Below are 16752 nucleotides of genomic sequence, written 5' to 3'. Positions count from 1 at the left end.
GCGGCCCGGCGGATGGCCGCTCGGCCGGATGGCCACTCGAAGATGACCATGCACCTGCTGCCAGGCCCGTGAGGTTCCTGGCAGTAGGTGCATGGTCGGTCACCCGAGCGGGGAGTGACCCGGCGTCGCAGGCTTCGGCGTCGACCACAGCGGTTGCTGCCACGGGAGGGGCTGGAGCGGCAGGAACTGCTGTGCTCAACGCCTGCTGTGGCAGCAGCCGCTGTGGTCAACGACTGTCGGCGGAAAAGGCGGGACTGGCGGCGGGGGTGGTCGCTAGCGTCGGGGCGTGATGCCAACAGTGCCGTTCCGTCCCCTGCCGGTCGAGCTCGACGACGTCCGGTACGCGCTCGGGCCCGACTCCCGACGCCGCCCCGGCGTACCGCCCGGCGAGACCGTCGAGCTGCGCCTGGCCGACAGCGCCGTCTACCCCGGCACGACCCGCACCGTGTGGATCCACGTACCCGCCGCCTACGACACCGCCCGGCCCGCCGGGCTCCTTGTGTTCCAGGACGGCTGGTGGTACCTCGACCCCGACGGCGACGTCCGCGGCGGCATCGTGCTGGACAACCTGGTCCACGACGGACGGCTCCCGGTGATGATCGGCGTCTTCGTCGACCCCGGCGTCTTCGAGGACCGAGCGGATCCCGCCGAGCGCAAGAACCGCAACACCGAGTACGACGCCGCCGACGACCGCTACGTCACGTTCCTGCTGACCGAGGTGGTCCCCGAGGTCCGCCGCCGGTACGCCGTCACCGACGACCCCGACCGATGGGGCGTCGTGGGCGGCAGCAGCGGCGGGAACTGCGCGTTCACCGCGGCGTGGCACCGCCCGGACCGGTTCCGCCGCGTGGTCGGCTTCCTGTCCAGCTTCGCCCAGATGCCCGGCGGGAACCCCTACCCCGCGGCGCTGGCCGGCGAGCCCCGCAAGCCGCTGCGGATCTTCCTCCAGGCCGGGCACCGGGACCTCGGCTGGGACCGGCCCGAACGCAACTGGCTCGCCGAGAACCTCCGGGTCGCCGCGGCGCTCGCGGAGGCCGGCTACGACTTCCGGCTCGTGCTGGGCGACGGCGGCCACAACCCGAACCACGCCGGCGTGCTGCTGCCCGACGCGCTCCGCTGGGCCTGGCGGGACGCGGCGCCGTCCGACCCGGCAACCCGACCGCCGTCCGCCTTGCCAAGCGACCCGCCTTCCGGACCGGCAACCGATCCGACCACGGACCCGACCACCGAAGGAGCGCACCGATGAGACGACCCGAGCACCTGCCCGGCTGCCTCGTGCTCACCGGCACGCCCGGCGCCGGCAAGACGACCGTCTCCCGGCTCGTGGCCGAGCGGCTGCCGCGGGCCGCGCAGGTGGACGGCGACGTGTTCGGCCTGATGCTGGTCAGCGGCCGCGCGAACATGATCGACGAGCAGGGCAGCTGGAACCCCGGGCCCGACGGCCTGGCGCAGCTGCGGCTGCGCGCGACGGCCGCCTGCTCCACCGCGGACGACTTCGCGGACGCCGGGTTCACGCCGGTGGTCGACACCGTCGTCGAGACCCGGGCGGAGCTCGCCTACGTCCACGGGCGGCTGCGGGCACGGCCCCTGATGCTGGTGGTCCTGTGCCCGCCGCTGGCGGTGGCGCGGCACCGGAACGCGACCCGGGCCGCCGAGACGCGCGTGGACTACGACGTCGCGCCCCTGGCCCGGAACCAGGAGCGGGAGCTGGGCGACCTGGGCTGGTGGCTGGACTCCGGCGAGCAGACGCCGGAGCAGACCGCCGACCTGATCGTGGCCGGGGCCGCGCGGCGGGCCGTGGTGACCGGAGCCGCTCTGGCGCGGCCGCGGCCCGGCGCAGATTGGCCAGGCTTCACTGCGGGCCTCGAGCGAGCAGGCCTCGAGCGAGCAGGCCTCGAACGGGCACGCCCCGAATAAACCGTTGCCCCGACCCGTGCCGTGGGGGCAGGGTCGGGGGCAACCCGAGAGATTGGAACACCGATGACAGCTGTCACGCCCCGTGCCCTGACCCACCTGACCACGGACGTGACTGCTTTTGTCGTACCTCAACCTCGGGATCGTCGCTCATGTCGACGCCGGTAAGACCAGCCTGACCGAACGCCTGCTGCACCACGCGGGCGTGATCGACCGCCTCGGCTCCGTCGACGGCGGCGACACCCTGACCGACTCGCTCGCGCTGGAGCGCGAGCGCGGGATCACCATCCGCGCATCCGTGGCGTCCTTCCCTGCGGGGGACGTCTCTGTCAACGTGCTCGACACCCCTGGCCACCCGGACTTCATCGCCGAGGTGGACCGCAGCCTCGCCGTGCTCGACGGCGCGGTGCTCGTGCTGTCCGCCGTCGAGGGTGTGCAGGCGCAGACGCTCGTGCTGATGCGCGCCCTGCAGCGCCTGCGGCTGCCGGTGATCGTGTTCGTGAACAAGATCGACCGGCGCGGCGCCCGTCCCGACGCGGTGGCCGACGCCGTCGCGCGCCGCCTCAGCCCCGATGTCCTGCCGGTGCAGCGGGTGCTCGGCGCGGGTACGCCCGCGGCCCGGGTCGAGCCCCTGCCCGACGACGGCCTGCGGGCCTGGCTCGGCGACGAGTCGCGCCGCGGGGCCGCGCACCCGGTGCTGTTCGGGTCGGCGGTGACCGGCGTCGGCGTGCCGGAGCTGGCGGCCGCGCTCGGCACGTACCTTCCCGTCGTGTCCGACGGCACTCACGCCGCTGCGCCGTCCGGCGTGGTCTTCGCGATCGACCGGGAGGACGGCCGCAAGCGGGCGTTCGTCCGGATGCGGGAGGGCGCCCTGCGGGTGCGCGACCGGATCGACCTGGGCCACGGCCGCTCCGAGCGGGTCACGGGCCTGCGGGTCGCGCACCGGGGGACGCTCGAGGCGCGGTCGACGGCGGGGGCCGGCCAGATCGCCGTCGTGCAGGGGCTGGCGACGGCGCGCGTGGGCGACGTCGTCGGGCCCAGGCTGCCGGGGGACGAGCGAGCGAGCCAGTTCCCGCCGCCGTCGTACGAGACGGTGGTGGACGCCGTGCCCGGCGAGCGCGGGCGGCTGTACGCGGCGCTGTCCGAGCTGGCCGAGCAGGACCCGCTGATCCGGGTGCGGCGGCGCGACGAGGAGATCACCGTCTCGCTGTACGGGGAGGTGCAGCGCGAGGTGCTGGCCGCCATCCTGCAGCGGGAGTACCGCGTCGAGGCGCGGTTCGGCGAGGTGCGGACGGCGCGCACGGAGCGGCTGGTTGGCGCGGGGCACGCGGTGGAGATCAAGAAGCAGAACGGGAACGAGTTCCACGCCACGATCGGGCTGCGGGTCGAGCCCGGGACGCCGGGGAGCGGCGTGACGTTCGAGCTGGAGTGTGAGCGCGGGTCGATGCCGCCGGCGTTCTTCGACGCGACGGAGGACACCGTGCGCCTCGAGCTGGCCCGCGGGCCCCTGCACTGGCCGGTCCCGGACGCCCGCGTCGTGATGACCCACTCGGGCTACTCGCCCCGGCAGAGCCACATGCACCAGAAGTTCAACAAGGCCATGTCGAGCACGGGGGCCGACTTCCGCGGCCTGGCGCCGCGCGTGCTCGCCGCGGCGGTCCGGCGCGCCGGGACGGTCGTGTGCGAGCCGGTGCACCGGTTCGTGATCGAGCTGCCGGAGGACACCGTGGGCCCGGTGGCCTCGCTGGTGGGCCGGCTGGGCGGGATGCCGTTCGAGTCGCGGGCCTCCGGCAGCGGCATTGTGGTGATGCGCGGCGAGATCCCGGCGGCGAGCGTCGCTGCGCTGCAGCGGGACCTGCCAGGCCTGACCCACGGGGAGGGCATGTGCCGCACGGAGCACGACCGCTTCGAGCCGGTGCGGGTGGGGGTGCGGGCGTTGCGCGGCGGCGCTGCCGGCTCCGCGGCCGGCTCCACAAAACGGACATGCAGTTGCTGCCAGGACGGGGGCGGTCCTGGCAGCAACTGCATGGTCGGGGTGGTCAGGAACTGACGCCAGCCGCGTGCAATGCGTGAAGGGCGTGAGTCGCGTGCCGGCCCCAGTGCGTCTCGAACCCGAACCGCCAGTCCCAGAGCACGTCGGCCGGGTCCGCACCGGAGTCCAGCCAGTCCAGCCCCGAACGAAGGTCGCGCCAGATGTCGGCCAGGTCGTCGGCAGCGTGACGTCGGCCTCGCCGACCCCGCTGGGTAATGCCGTCCAGTACGCCGCAGACGAGCCGAGTGCCTGGTCCAGCGCGGCAAACCTGGCGTTCCAGGCCGCGTGACCGATGCTCGGCGAGATCTCCGACGTCGTGACCTCGACGTCGGGCAGGGCGACCGCCGCAGCCACGAGTGCTGCAACCCGCGCCCTGAGCCTGCGCACCAGCGCTCGCTCGTCCGCAGCGTCGAGCGGTTCGGCCTCGACGGCCTCCACCTCAGCGCAATACGCCTCCGCGGCGTTCCGGAACGCGACGAAGGCCGGATCGTTCAAGTGCGAGCCCTCAGTCACGGGGCCACTCCACCGTCTCGAACATCGGCTGGTGCGCATGGGGAGTCTTCCGGTGTGGCACAGCGGGAGGCTACCGGCCGTGCGCCCGGCCTGCTAGCCTCCCTCCCGATGATGACCTTCACGATCACCAGATTGGAGGTCCGGTACACCGCAGGTGAGTGCTGATGCACTCATCGAGGTCGACCGAGAACCTCCGGCTCCTTTCCTGGCAGCGGGTACGTGAGTACGCCGTACCGCCGCCGATGATCGAGACCTCCACGGCCCGCCGTCAGGTGGGCGACTGGGCGGGCGCCTGCGCGGCAGCCCACGTGGACGTCGACGTGGACCTTCGCGAGCTCCGACGTCGTCATGGCGTCGAGCTCGGTGCTGCCGTCCGGGCGGACCTCCGCCATCTCGCCCCTGACCTGCTGCGCTGGCACATGCCGCGGGTGCTGCCCGACGGCCTGCTCCGGCCCGGTACCACCTCCACGCTCGCCCGGTACCCCCTGCCCGACGGCGGCACGGGGCACCTGGTGGTCCGGACCCCGCCCGCGTGGGCGGCAGGGCCACAACGGATGAGCCTGGCATGGTGGGACGCCGCCGACGCGGCAGCACAGCACCCGGATCGGCGGTTCCGGCTCGACCTGCACCGGCACCTCTGGGATGCGCGGCGCGGCGACGAGCTGGCCGGACGAGCCGGGCGCGCCCCGGACGCAGCCGCACCAGTCGGTCCCGGAGCTGCCGCGGTTGTGCCGGCGGACTGGGCGGTGGCCAGATGGGCGGCGGAAGCCGCACTCCTCGTCGAGTCGGACGGCGTCCCCGACGGCGGCGTCGCGGTACATCTGGGCGCCAGGCGCCTGGTCCTGCGCCCGGACCACACCGGAACCCCGCAGCCGCCCACGCCCGAAGGCCTCGCGGACCTGCTCGACGACGGCCGGCTCTCCGGAACCCCGCGACGCCGCCGGGTACCCGGCATCGCGGCGCTCCCGCACGCCGCGACCTGGGTGCCACCCGACGTCCTGCTCCTGCGGGCAGGGCTGATCGCGCCCGGCGACCTGCACCCGCTCGTCGCCCAGGCGCTGGCCCCGGGCAGCACACGCGGCCGACGTCCGGCACCGGTACCGGGCACACGACACGTGGACTGCCGCGGCGAGGCGCACCGGCTGGCCGTGGTCGACGGCGTCCTCACCGCCCTCGACCACCCTCCGGACCAGATCCGGCGCGAGGAGCTGCTGGCACGGCTCGGCGGCACGCCGCTGCCCTGCCTCCACGTCATCGACCAGCTGCACCGCGCGCCGACGGCGCTCGCGGACGTGCGCGCGCGGCTCGACCACGGCGACGTCGACTCCGCCCTGGCCACGGTCGAGCACCTCCTGGGCGCCGAGGCGGTGCTCCGGGCCGGCGACCTTCAGGACGAGCTGGCCGCGGTGGCAGCAGGACGAGCCGCGTACGGCGCGTACCGGGCGGGCCTGTTGCCGCTGCTGCTCGATGTCGACCCTGAGGCCCCGCCCGATCCGTGGGCCCGCTCCGACCGGGGCTTCCGCGCGTCCGTGGTCGCTTCCTCTACACCCCGCCGTCAGCGCGACCGGCGTGCCCGCCGCAGCCTCACGGCGTCCCACTGACCTGCCCGGCACTTACCTGCCCGGCACTGACCTGCCTGGCATCGCCCGGATCCCTACCACCCAAAGGTGACCCATGACTTCTCAGCTCTCCGTAGCCTCCGACCTCCTGTCCCTGCTCACCGGCTCGACGACCGAACCACGTCCCGAACCGCAGCTCACCGCGCTCACGCTGGCGGTGGCTGCCGACGTCCCCGTGCTCCTGTGGGGTGAACCGGGCATCGGCAAGACCTCGGCGATCACCCAGCTCGCCGACTCGCTGGGCCTGCCCCTGACCACCGTCATCGCGAGCGTGCACGAACCGTCCGACTTCAACGGCCTCCCGGTCATCGGTGACGACCCGGCGCGTCTCGGTGTGCCGATGGCCCCGCCGGACTGGGCCGTCCGCCTGGCCGACGCCGGCCGGGGGCTGCTCTTCCTCGACGAGCTGTCCACGGCCCCGCCGGCCGTGCAGGCGGCCCTCCTACGGGTCGTCCTGGAACGCCAGGTCGGCGCGCTCCGGCTGCCCGACGGCGTCCGCATCGTGGCCGCGGCGAACCCACGCGGCTCGGCCGCCGACGGCTGGGAGCTCAGCGCTCCACTGGCCAACCGGTTCGTGCACCTGCCGTGGCGGCACGACCCCGACGTCGTCGTCCGCGGGCTGAGCGGGACCTGGCCGAGCGCCGTCCTGCCACGGCTCGACGCGCAGCGGCTCCCCGACGCCGTGGCGTTCGCCCGGCGAGCCGTGTGCACCTTCCTGGAGGCGCGGCCCGCGCTCATGCACCAGCTGCCGACCAGCGAGACCCGTCGTGGCGGCGCCTGGCCGTCACCACGCAGCTGGGAGACGGCGCTGCGTCTCGTCGCGTTCGCCACGGCAGCCGACGTGGACCGCGATGTCCTCTCGCTGCTGGTCAAGGGCGCCGTGGGCGACGGACCGGGCTTCGAGCTGCTGGCGGCGATCGACCGGCTCGACCTGCCTGATCCGGAGACGCTCCTCGCCGACCCTGCCTCGGCTGTGCTGCCCGAGCGAGGGGACCTGCGTCTGGCGGTCCTGGACGCCGTCGTGCTGGCGGTGAAGAAGCGGCCGGACGAGGGCCGGTGGACCGCTGCGTGGGAGGTGCTCGTCCGGGCCCTGGAGACCGGCGCACCCGACCTGCTCGTCACGCCGGTCATGACGCTGTCGACACTGCGCCGACCGGACTGGGCGGTGCCCGCCGCCATCGAACGGCTCGCGGTTGCTGTGCCGCTGGGCAAGCACGCCGGCCTGCTGCCCGTGAGCGCGTGACGACGGCCATGGACACCGAGAAGCTGTATGCGGCCCGGCTCAGGGCCTGCCACCTGCGGCCCTACCTGGCGACGGCCCTGTTCGCCCTGGAGGTGGTGCCGACCTCGACGGTGCCGACCATGGCCGTCGACCGGTACTGGCGGTGCTACGTCTCGCCGGTTTTCGTCGAGCGGACGCCGCTGGACGAGCTCGCCGGGGTGTGGGTGCACGAGGTCTCCCACCTGCTGCGGGACCATCACGGCCGCGGCAACCGGCTCACTGGGGCTCGCACCGGGGCTAAGGCGCGCGTCCGGCGGTTCCAGATCAACCTGGCCGCCGACTGCGAGATCAACGACGACATCGTCGACGACGACCTGCCGCTGCCTTCGGGTGTCGTCACTCCCGCCCGGCTGCACCTCAAGCCGGGCCTGCTGCTGGAGGAGTACGTCAACGACATCAGTCCTGGTCCCCTGACGGACCCGTACGCCTGGCACGACTGCGGCAGCGGTGCGGACGGACAGGACCGGGCCTGGGACCTGGGGGAAGGGAACTCCCCGGGCCTGTCCGAGTCGGAACGGCAGGCCGTCAGGTTCCGGGTCGCTCGCGGGATCGTCGGGGCACCCGGTGACGCGCCCTCGGGGTGGCAGCGCTGGGCCAACGACGTCGTGCATCCGCCGCAGGCCTGGCGCGACCTGCTGGGCGCCGCCCTTCGCTCGGCGGTCACGAGCAACGGCGTCGGCGACAACTACACCTACGGGCGCCCCGGCCGGAGGAGTGCGTCATTGCCGGGGGTGATCCTGCCGAGCCTGCGCCGCCGGCCGCCGCGGGTCAGCGTGGTCATCGACACGTCCGGTTCGGTGAGCGACGACGAGCTCGGCACCGCACTCCTTGAGGTCTCCGCGATCCTGAAGGCGGTGGGCGGACGACGCGACCTGGTGACGGTGCTGTCGTGCGACGCGGCCGTGCACACGGCGGGACGCGTGTGTCAGGCGGAAGGGATCCCGCTCATCGGGGGTGGGGGCACGGACCTGACGACGGGAATGGCGGCAGCCCTCGGCCGTCACCCGAAGCCTGACGCGCTCGTCGTCCTGACCGACGGCCAGACGGCGTGGCCCTCCGTCAGGCCTTCGTGCCGAACAGTGGTGGGCCTGTTTCCTCGGCCGAGCGAGTGGAACGAGGACCATGACTACCAGCCCCCGTCGCCGCCGTCGTGGGCCCGGGTGGTGCGGCTCGGGTGACTCCCGGGCGGCGCTGGCCATGTCGACCATGCAGTTGCTGCCAGGATCGGCGCGGTTCTGGCAGCAACTGCATGGTCATCGGGTGCGAGGCGACCAGGAACGGTACTCCGGGCCTGGCTGCCCGAAGTCGAGCCCGTTCTCGTCGAGGGCGTTGTGGACGAGCACCCGACCGTTCTCGAAGACGACTCCGACGGCGACCATCCCGTTCGCCAGGTCGGGCTCGGGCCCCCGCCACTCAAGAAGCTGCCCGGCGAGCGCCCGCTGCCCGTGCAGGCGCGAGAGGCCGGCCAGCGTGTCATCGCGCCAGACGAGCTTGCTCCCCGGCCAACGGACCGCGGAGCGGGCATCGATGGTGTTCCAGGTGATCGAGAGCTCGTCGAATTTCTCGTGCTGGACCTCCAGCTGCTCGTCCCCGAAGTCGAACAGCACCGGCGCGTCGGCGAACCATGAGTCGTCCTCGACGTCCCAGAGCACCCAAGCGTGCCTGAGTACTCGGCCTGCCAGTGCGTCCAGGCGATCTCCATGTGTAGTGGCGATCGCATCGAGCCCACGCTGGTAGTTCGTCTTGTAGTGCTCGATGCCGAAGTACCAGTCCGCCCATGCATCGAGGGTCTCGGTGTCTCCGACGATCCGCTGTTCGTCAGCTCGTCCGATATCGTCCATGGGCGCGAGCGTAGGGCGGCAGCGCACCCTCCGACATCTCGTTTTCGACGGGAGATCGTCGAGAACGGGAGACGATCCCCAGCGCGACCTCCGCCTCAGATCCTGGCTGCGTCAGTCGTCTCGTCCGGGAAGACGAGCCTGCCCTCGCTGACCTCCCGCGCGTCCGCCCGTTGGTGACCCACTGCCCTCCACAGCGCGTGGCCTGCGGCATACCGAACATCACCCGGGAAGGTGTCCACGTTCGACGTCTGGATCGACGTCACGACGGCGAAGAACGCGTCACTTCCGGCCGGTAGGGCGGCGAGCGCCTGCTCTGCGCCGTCGACCGCCTCCTCGACCAGTGCGGTATCGGTGTCGAGGGCGTACGCGTGCGTGCCGTACGCGTCGAGACGCCAGGCGAAGGGCGCGGTCCCGGCACTGACGGTGTTCGTCGTGGCACGTTGTGCGGCGACGACGACGTGGGCGTAATGGAACAGCCGGTCGTGCACGCGCCGCAGGCGGTACTCGCCGACGGCGAACGATGGATCGTTCATCGAAGATGACCGATCGCGACGTCAGGAAGGCTCATGCCCGGTGTCAGCTTCCGGTGGGCAAGAACCGAACCCGGTCGACCGGGATCGCGACGGGCTTTCCGATCGTGCCCTCCGGCGGGACGCCGGTCATCTCGACCACCGTGACGGCAGGACCGGACCGGACGACGAGAACGCCGTCCGGATCCAGTCGTTCGGCCACTCCCAGCAGCCACGAACGGTGGTCGCCATCGGCGCTGGGCACCGAGGTCGCCCCGGGCACGACGTCGTCCCACGGACACGCCCGGTCGATGTCCACCTCGATGTCGACAGCGCCGCCGACCACTGGTCGCGGCCCGTCCCACGCGCCGCGCAGCCTTCCGGCCGGGCCATCCACCACCACGTTTGACGCCGCGCCCTCGTCGGCGGCCAAGACGGTGCACCCGCATCCCCAACACCCCTGTCCTGCCGTAGTTCTCGGCGACGTCATGAAGCCGTTGGTTGACCGGATCGACCCCACCGACGGCATCGATCACGAAAGCCTTGGCGTCGGCCAGGGACATGTCGAAGGCGCGGTGCATACCCAGGATCGCGGTGATCATCGAGCCGGTGGCAGCGTGCACCGCGACAGGGGTGGCTGCCTTGACCGCCTTGACGAAGGCCCAGATCTCCGCGTGAACGACCGGCCAGGGCCGCGGCTCCGTCGTCGTCGGCCCGTAGTGGGACCCGATCGTCCAACCGTCCACCGTGTTGACGATCCGCACGGCACCCAGAACCTCGTACGCCATGGACTCGAACGCGAAGTCGTCCTGCGGCTCGTCCTTCGCCGGGGCCCACAGCTCCAGCGCCCGGGCCAGCTCGGCCACAGGGAACGACGGCTCGGCGAAGATGACGTCCCGGCCTTCGCGGACGGAGAAGTCGGCCTCCACGTCCAGCAGGAACTCCGCGCCTGTCATTGCCCCCAGGCGGTGCGCGGCCCGCAGGAGCTCGACACGACCGGGCAGATCCGGTGCGCCCACAGTGCCGAAGCGCAACAGCGCGGTCGGCTCGTCCGAGATCTGCACCGTAGCCACTCCCCAGTCACCGGCAGCAGCAGGAGCTGCTCGTCCCGGATCATCTCAGACGGGAGCGCCCCTGTTGCCCGACCCCTCACGCCGGCCGCGCCACCCCCGCGATCGGCACCGGCCCGGGCGCAACCCCCGTCGTCTCCCGCCGCCGCAGGAAGACCTTGATGATCTCCTCGATCACCAGCAGGCTCAGCGCCAGCGCGATGCAGAGGCCCCACTGCTGCGCGTCGAGCCCCGTCGTCCCGAAGATCTGCTCCAGCAGGTCGATGGTCGTGATCGCGATGATCGCCAGCAGCGCCAGCCCGTACCGTCGCAGCTGGGCGACGCCGGGCAGCGCGTCGCGGTCGAAGATCGTGCCGAGCTGGTCGCGGGAGAGCAGGCCGGCGAGCACGTGGAAGAGCGACAGCGTGGTGAGCAGCATGGTCGCCGCGACGATCGGGCCGCTCAGGCCGAGGCCGAGCTGGTACGCCACGAGCGACCCGGCGGTCATGATCGCGCCCTGCACGCACAGCCGGATCCAGGCCGTCCGGGACAGGACCGGCGCCCCGACCGGGCGCGGGGGCCGGTCCATCAGGCCCTTGGTGGGCTTGTCGAAGCCGAGCGCGATGGCGATCGGGATGTCGACGACCATGTTCAGCCACAGGATCTGCAGCGGGTTCAGCGGCGTGCCCGCCGCGATGTTCAGGATGCCCGCCACCAGGAAGATCGCGATGTACGCGACCAGCGTGGACATCTGGAAGCGCAGGTACTTCACGAGGTTGTCGTAGAGGCTGCGGCCGTACGAGACGGCGTTCACGATGGTCGCGAAGTTGTCGTCAGTCAGGATCATCACCGCGGCCTCCTTGGAGACCTCGGTCCCGGTGATGCCCATCGCGACGCCGATGTCGGCGGCCTTGAGCGCGGGCGCGTCGTTGACGCCGTCGCCGGTCATGGACACCACGTTGCCCGACCGCTTGAGCAGCTGCACCAGCCGGATCTTGTCCTCGGGCGCCACCCGCGCGACCACCCCGATGTCCTGGAGCTGCACCAGCAGCTCCTCGTCGGTCAGGTCCGCGAACTCGGCGCCCGTCAGCGCGCGGCCCTCGATCCCGAGCTCCGCGGCGATCGCCGCCGCCGTGGTGGCGTGGTCGCCCGTGATCATGCGCACCCGGATCCCCGCCGACCGGCACTCCGCGATCGCCTTCCTGGCCTCCGGCCGCGGCGGGTCCACGATGCCCACCATCGCCAGCAGCGTCAGCTCGCTGACCAGGGCGATCAGGTTCCGGCCGTGCGTCCGGGCGACCTCGAAGACCGCCGGGTCGACGTCGCGCCGGGCCACGACCATCACGCGCTCGCCGGAGTTCGCCATGCGGTTGTTCGCCTCGAGCGCCAGGCCGCGGTTCTCGTCGGTGATCGGCACGACGGCGCCGTCGGGGGAGCGGTAGGAGGTGCCGCGCGCGATGAGCACGTCCGGGGCGCCCTTCACGAAGCAGCGCACCACAGGCCGCCCGTCGTCGTCGGTCATCTCGTGGAAGGTGGCCATGAACTTGTACTCGGAGTCGAACGGCACCTCGGCCAGGCGCGGGTAGTCCCGCCGCGTGGCCTCGATGTCGAGCCCGCCCTTGGCGCCCAGCACGATCAGCGCGCCCTCGGTGGGGTCGCCGATCAGATTCTCGCCGTCGAGCACGGCGTCCGCGCACAGCACCATCGGCAGGAGGTACGGGTCGAGGTCGGTGCCCGACCCGCCCACGTGCTTGATCTCGCCGGCGGTGCCGTAGCCCTCGCCCGTGACGGCGAAGACCGGGTGGCCCGGGACGGCCAGCTCGCGGGCGGTCATCTTGTTGAGCGTGAGGGTGCCGGTCTTGTCGGAGCAGATCGCCGACGTCGAGCCGAGCGTCTCCACCGCGGGCAGCCGCTTGACGATCGCGTGGCGGCGCGCGATCTCGCGGGTGCCCATGGACAGCAGGGCGGTGACGACGGCGGGCAGGCCCGTCGGGATCGCCGCGACGGCCAGCGCGACGCCGGTAATGAACAGCGCGTCGAACGACTCACCCCGGATCAGCCCGAGGACGACGACGAAGACCAGCGCGACGGCGGCGATCGACGCAATGATCTTGGACAGGCCGTCCAGCTGCTTCTGCAGCGGCGTCTTGTCCGCCTCGGTGCTCGCCAGCAGGTTCGCGATGTGGCCGATCTCGGTGTTCATGCCGGTCGCGGTCACGACCATCTCGCCGCGCCCGCGCGTGACCGAGGTGTTCATGTAGGCCATGCAGGTCCGGTCGCCGAGGGGGACGTCGTCGCCCGCCACCGGGTCGGTGGACTTCGCGACCGGGAGGCTCTCGCCGGTCAGGGCCGCCTCCTCGATCTCCAGGGTGGCGGCCAGCGTGATCCGGCCGTCGGCGGGCACGCGGTTACCCGCCTCGACCAGGACGACGTCGCCGGGCACCAGCTCGCCGGCGTCGACCTCGACCGCCTGACCGTCGCGCCGGACCCGCGCGACCGTCTTCATCATCTGCGCCAGCGCGGCGACGCTCTCCTCCGCCTTGGCCTCCTGCCGCAGGCCGATGACCGCGTTGAACAGGGTCAGGCCCGCCAGCACGATCGAGGTGCCGACGTCGCCGGTGACCAGCAGGTTCACGACGGCGGCCACCAGCAGCACGATCTGCATGAAGTCGCGGTACTGCCGCCCGAACGCCTGGAGGGCCGACTCCTTCTTGGCCGCGACCAGGCGGTTCGCGCCGTACATGTTCAGCCTGCGGGTCGCCTCGGCGGCGCTGAGCCCCTCCACGACGTCCACATGGAGCCGGTTGGCGACCTCGATCGCGTGGGTGGACGCCGGGTCCACCGAGATCCGGCCGACGGTCCGCGTCATGGTCGCCTCCAGCGCGCTCCATCGGGCGCACCCTGAAGCCAGGCGACGCCTCCTCCGCAAACCACACGATGACGGACGCCGGGGCGCCGGACCTCCCCCGAAACGGGCGACCGTGGGCGTGGACGACGACGCCGGGCTGTGGCCTTGGACGCGCGCTGTCACGAGGCGGGCGCGTGTCGCAGGTTCGTGGTCGGCGAGATGCGCCCTCAAGCATGAGGATGGTGGGCTGAGGCTGCAATTCCTCAACTGGACGTCTGCCAGGCCTTGCTGAACTGGTGTCTCTGAGCCCCACTGCTGAGGCACTCACCGAGGTGGGCAACCGGCACCTGATGGCAAGCAAGGAGCGACAGTGTCAGAACCGAAAGTCGAGTTCGGCTGGCAGCGGCACAGGCGGACGGGCCTCGTGCTCGACGTCGTCCTTCGCCTCGGTTCCAATGCACCAGGAGAGCCGAAGATCCGAGCCGTGCAGTCCGGCCTGCATGCCGTCTGGATCATCCCAGAACGCCAACCAGATGGGCTGTTCGGTCCTACTGCTCTCTCAGCACCCCTGATCCTCGACTCGCGGCCGTCACTGACCCCGGGGGATGAGGCTCCTGCGCGAGTTCATCCGATGCACCTGGAGCCCTGGGACCGTGTCGTGGTCGGTGACGAGCTGGTGCTGGTTACGGAAGGAAGCCTCAGGCCTATGGGAACGGCAACGGTAACGGCCGTGCGGACGGAAGAGCGGTCTGCCGGGCCGTAGATCGTTCGGCAGGCCAGCCGGTGCCCAGCGGCCGATCACCACAGCAGTTCCTGCCAGCACAGGCTCCTCGTGGCAGCAACCGCTGTGCTCAACGCCGTCTGCACGCCGTGTCGGGCGCGTGGATCACGGGGGCGGCTCGGTAGTCATCTGCCCCAGGCCCTTGGCCAGCGCGCCGATGCTTCGCGCCAGATCGGCGAGCGCTTGCGTCGTCGCCTCGTCGCCGCCCGTCAGCCCGGAGAGGCGGCTGTATGCCTGGCCGGCCCACTCCTCCGCTGACCTGAAGCTGCTCATTGCTTCGTCGGTGCTCATAGTTCGACGATGCCACGCCGCCCTGATTCGGCACTCCGGGGCCAGGGTGAACTCCGACGGCCCTTGCGGCGGCGGGCCCTGGACCTGGGCAGTTGCCCGAGAGCTACCCCCCGAGAGCACGAGAAACGGCGGCCGACGCCGCACGACGTCGCGAGACGAAGTGCGGGTCAGCCGCCGTTCCGGGGCATCTCAGCAGGTCACGGGGGACCGACTGTCAGATGTCGTAGTACAGCTCGAACTCGTGCGGGTGCGGCCGCAGGCGGATCGGGTCGATCTCGTTCTCGCGCTTGTACGCGATCCAGGTCTCGATCAGGTCCTCCGTGAACACGTCACCGGCGGTGAGGTACTCGTGGTCGGCCTCGAGCGCGTCGAGCACGCCACCGAGCGACGTCGGGACCTGGGCGATCTGCGCGTGCTCCTCGGGCGGCAGCTCGTAGAGGTCCTTGTCGACCGGGGCCGGCGGCTCGATGCGGTTCTTGATGCCGTCCAGGCCGGCCATCAGCATCGCGGCGAACGCCAGGTACGGGTTCGACGACGGGTCCGGCGCACGGAACTCGATGCGCTTCGCCTTCGGGGAGGTACCCGTGATCGGGATACGGATCGAGGCGGAGCGGTTGCGGGCCGAGTAGACGAGGTTCACGGGAGCCTCGAAGCCCGGCACCAGGCGGTGGTACGAGTTCACCGACGGGTTCGTGAAGGCGAGCAGCGACGGCGCGTGCTTCAGGATGCCGCCGATGTACCAGCGGGCCAGGTCGGACAGGCCGCCGTAGCCCTTCTCGTCGTAGAACAGCGGCTCGCCGTTCTTCCAGAGCGACTGGTGCGAGTGCATGCCCGAGCCGTTGTCGCCGAAGATCGGCTTCGGCATGAACGTGGCCGACTTGCCGGCCTCGAACGCGACGTTCTTGATGACGTACTTGAACTTCATCAGGTCGTCGGCGGCGTGCAGCAGGGAGTTGAACTTGTAGTTGATCTCCTGCTGGCCGGCGGTGCCCACCTCGTGGTGCGCGCGCTCGACGGAGAGGCCGACCTGGCCGAGGGTCTTGACCATGTCGTCGCGGAGGTCCGCGAAACGGTCGCTCGGCGAGGTGGGGAAGTAGCCGCCCTTGTACCGGGTCTTGTACCCGAGGTTGCCACCCTCCTCCTCACGGCCGGTGTTCCAGGCGGCCTCGACGGAGTCGATCGAGTAGAAGCTCTCGTTCGCGGCCGTCTTGAAGCGCACGTCGTCGAACACGTAGAACTCGGCCTCGGCACCGAAGAACACGGTGTCGGCGATGCCGGTCGACTTCAGGTACGCCTCGGCCTTGGCCGCGATGTTGCGCGGGTCGCGGGCGTAGGCGTCACCCGTGAACGGGTCCACGATCGAGAAGTTCACGATCAGCGTCTTGGCCTTGCGGAACGGGTCGATGTACGCCGTCGCGATGTCCGGCACGAGCTTCATGTCGGACTCGTGGATCGCCTGGAACCCGCGGATCGACGAGCCGTCGAACATGAGGCCCTCGCTGAAGGCGTCCTCGTCGAACTGCTCGACCGGGATGTTGAAGTGCTGAGTGACACCCGGCAGGTCGATGAACCGGACGTCGACGAACTCCACCCCCTCGTTGCGGGTGAAGGCGATCGCCTCCTCGGCGTTGTTGAACATCTGCGCTCCTTGCTCGCTCGATAAGTCCAGGGGGAGTCCGTCGCACCGTGCCGAATGAGCTGGGGCTTGCACGCGGATCGCCACGAACCTAAGGGCAGGTGGTTTCTCTCGGGTTACTGATTGTTGCCGGAGTGTTTCTCGCGCCTCTCGACCGTGTAACCGTGGGGCGATGTGCTGGTGGTAGCTCCGGCAGCTTCCCCACAGCGTGCCAGAACTCACATGGCGAGGCCCGGCGGCGTCCGTCCATCGGACGCCCGGGGACCGGTCGGCGGACTGACTGCGGACTGACTGCGGACGGGCGAAGGGGGCGCCACCCGGGGGGGGGGCGCCCCCCTCGAGGTGAGGGGGGGCGGCCGGCGGGCGGCGCCCCGGGAGCGACCCCCCCAGCCCCGTCGGGCGGGCCGGGGGCCGGGGGGGGGCGGGGGGTTTTAAAC

The 16752-nt window shown here is 71.5% G+C and carries 13 protein-coding genes; 6 read left to right on the top strand and 7 right to left on the bottom strand.

All coding sequences use genetic code 11. The features are described 5' to 3' along the window. The first annotated feature begins 289 nt into the window (after nt 1-289). From ACFU5G_RS07650 to ACFU5G_RS07640, 3 genes are all read left to right on the top strand, one after another. Nucleotides 290-1246, top strand: a complete 957-nt coding sequence (locus ACFU5G_RS07650) for an alpha/beta hydrolase (RefSeq protein ID WP_377242455.1) — start codon at nt 290-292, stop codon at nt 1244-1246. Next, nucleotides 1243-1917: an AAA family ATPase gene (locus ACFU5G_RS07645; RefSeq protein WP_377242385.1), complete on the top strand. Its 675-nt coding sequence runs from the start codon at nt 1243-1245 to the stop codon at nt 1915-1917. The genes ACFU5G_RS07650 and ACFU5G_RS07645 overlap by 4 nt, the downstream gene beginning before the upstream one ends. 118 nt (nt 1918-2035) lie before the next feature. Beyond that, on the top strand, nt 2036-3964 hold the full coding sequence (locus ACFU5G_RS07640) for a GTP-binding protein (protein ID WP_377242383.1): 1929 nt from the start codon (nt 2036-2038) through the stop codon (nt 3962-3964). Here ACFU5G_RS07640 and ACFU5G_RS07635 read toward each other — a convergent pair. Next, complete coding sequence (locus ACFU5G_RS07635; protein WP_377242453.1) at nt 3954-4118, bottom strand: DUF5063 domain-containing protein; 165 nt, start codon at nt 4116-4118, stop codon at nt 3954-3956. The genes ACFU5G_RS07640 and ACFU5G_RS07635 overlap by 11 nt on opposite strands. Before the next feature lie 505 nt (nt 4119-4623). Between ACFU5G_RS07635 and ACFU5G_RS07630 the strand changes: the two genes are divergently transcribed. The 3 genes from ACFU5G_RS07630 (at nt 4624) to ACFU5G_RS07620 (ending at nt 8538) form a co-directional block, all read left to right on the top strand. Beyond that, nucleotides 4624-6060 (top strand): hypothetical protein, encoded by a 1437-nt coding sequence (locus ACFU5G_RS07630; protein ID WP_377242381.1) that lies wholly within the window; start codon nt 4624-4626, stop codon nt 6058-6060. A gap of 73 nt (nt 6061-6133) precedes the next feature. Next, nucleotides 6134-7321, top strand: a complete 1188-nt coding sequence (locus ACFU5G_RS07625) for an AAA family ATPase (RefSeq protein WP_377242379.1) — start codon at nt 6134-6136, stop codon at nt 7319-7321. After that, the gene (locus ACFU5G_RS07620; RefSeq protein WP_377242377.1) at nt 7318-8538 is read left to right on the top strand and encodes a VWA-like domain-containing protein; all 1221 of its coding nucleotides are present in this window, start codon (nt 7318-7320) and stop codon (nt 8536-8538) included. The genes ACFU5G_RS07625 and ACFU5G_RS07620 overlap by 4 nt, the downstream gene beginning before the upstream one ends. Before the next feature lie 75 nt (nt 8539-8613). Here ACFU5G_RS07620 and ACFU5G_RS07615 read toward each other — a convergent pair whose 3' ends face one another. The 6 genes from ACFU5G_RS07615 to glnA form a co-directional block, all read right to left on the bottom strand. Then, nucleotides 8614-9201, bottom strand: a complete 588-nt coding sequence (locus ACFU5G_RS07615) for a hypothetical protein (RefSeq protein WP_377242375.1) — start codon at nt 9199-9201, stop codon at nt 8614-8616. Between the two features lie 95 nt (nt 9202-9296). Next, entirely contained in the window at nt 9297-9734 is a 438-nt protein-coding gene (locus ACFU5G_RS07610) for a hypothetical protein (protein ID WP_377242373.1), read from the bottom strand. After that, a complete protein-coding gene (locus tag ACFU5G_RS07605) occupies nt 9731-10774 on the bottom strand; it encodes a hypothetical protein (RefSeq protein WP_377242370.1) in 1044 nt (347 codons plus the stop codon). Before ACFU5G_RS07605 ends, ACFU5G_RS07610 begins: the two co-directional genes overlap by 4 nt. 85 nt (nt 10775-10859) lie before the next feature. Then, the gene (locus ACFU5G_RS07600) at nt 10860-13628 is read right to left on the bottom strand and encodes a cation-translocating P-type ATPase (protein ID WP_377242368.1); all 2769 of its coding nucleotides are present in this window, start codon (nt 13626-13628) and stop codon (nt 10860-10862) included. A gap of 865 nt (nt 13629-14493) precedes the next feature. Beyond that, the gene (locus ACFU5G_RS07595; RefSeq protein ID WP_377242366.1) at nt 14494-14679 is read right to left on the bottom strand and encodes a hypothetical protein; all 186 of its coding nucleotides are present in this window, start codon (nt 14677-14679) and stop codon (nt 14494-14496) included. 214 nt (nt 14680-14893) lie between these two features. Beyond that, entirely contained in the window at nt 14894-16318 is a 1425-nt protein-coding gene (gene glnA / locus ACFU5G_RS07590; RefSeq protein ID WP_377242364.1) for a type I glutamate--ammonia ligase, read from the bottom strand. Nucleotides 16319-16752: the final 434 nt, after the last annotated feature.

The sequence above is a fragment of the Promicromonospora sp. NPDC057488 genome (assembly GCF_042802395.1).
GTDB lineage: Bacteria > Actinomycetota > Actinomycetes > Actinomycetales > Cellulomonadaceae > Promicromonospora.
The sequence above is the reverse complement of the archived record's forward strand: the minus strand, read 5'-3'. Positions and strand labels throughout refer to the sequence as shown.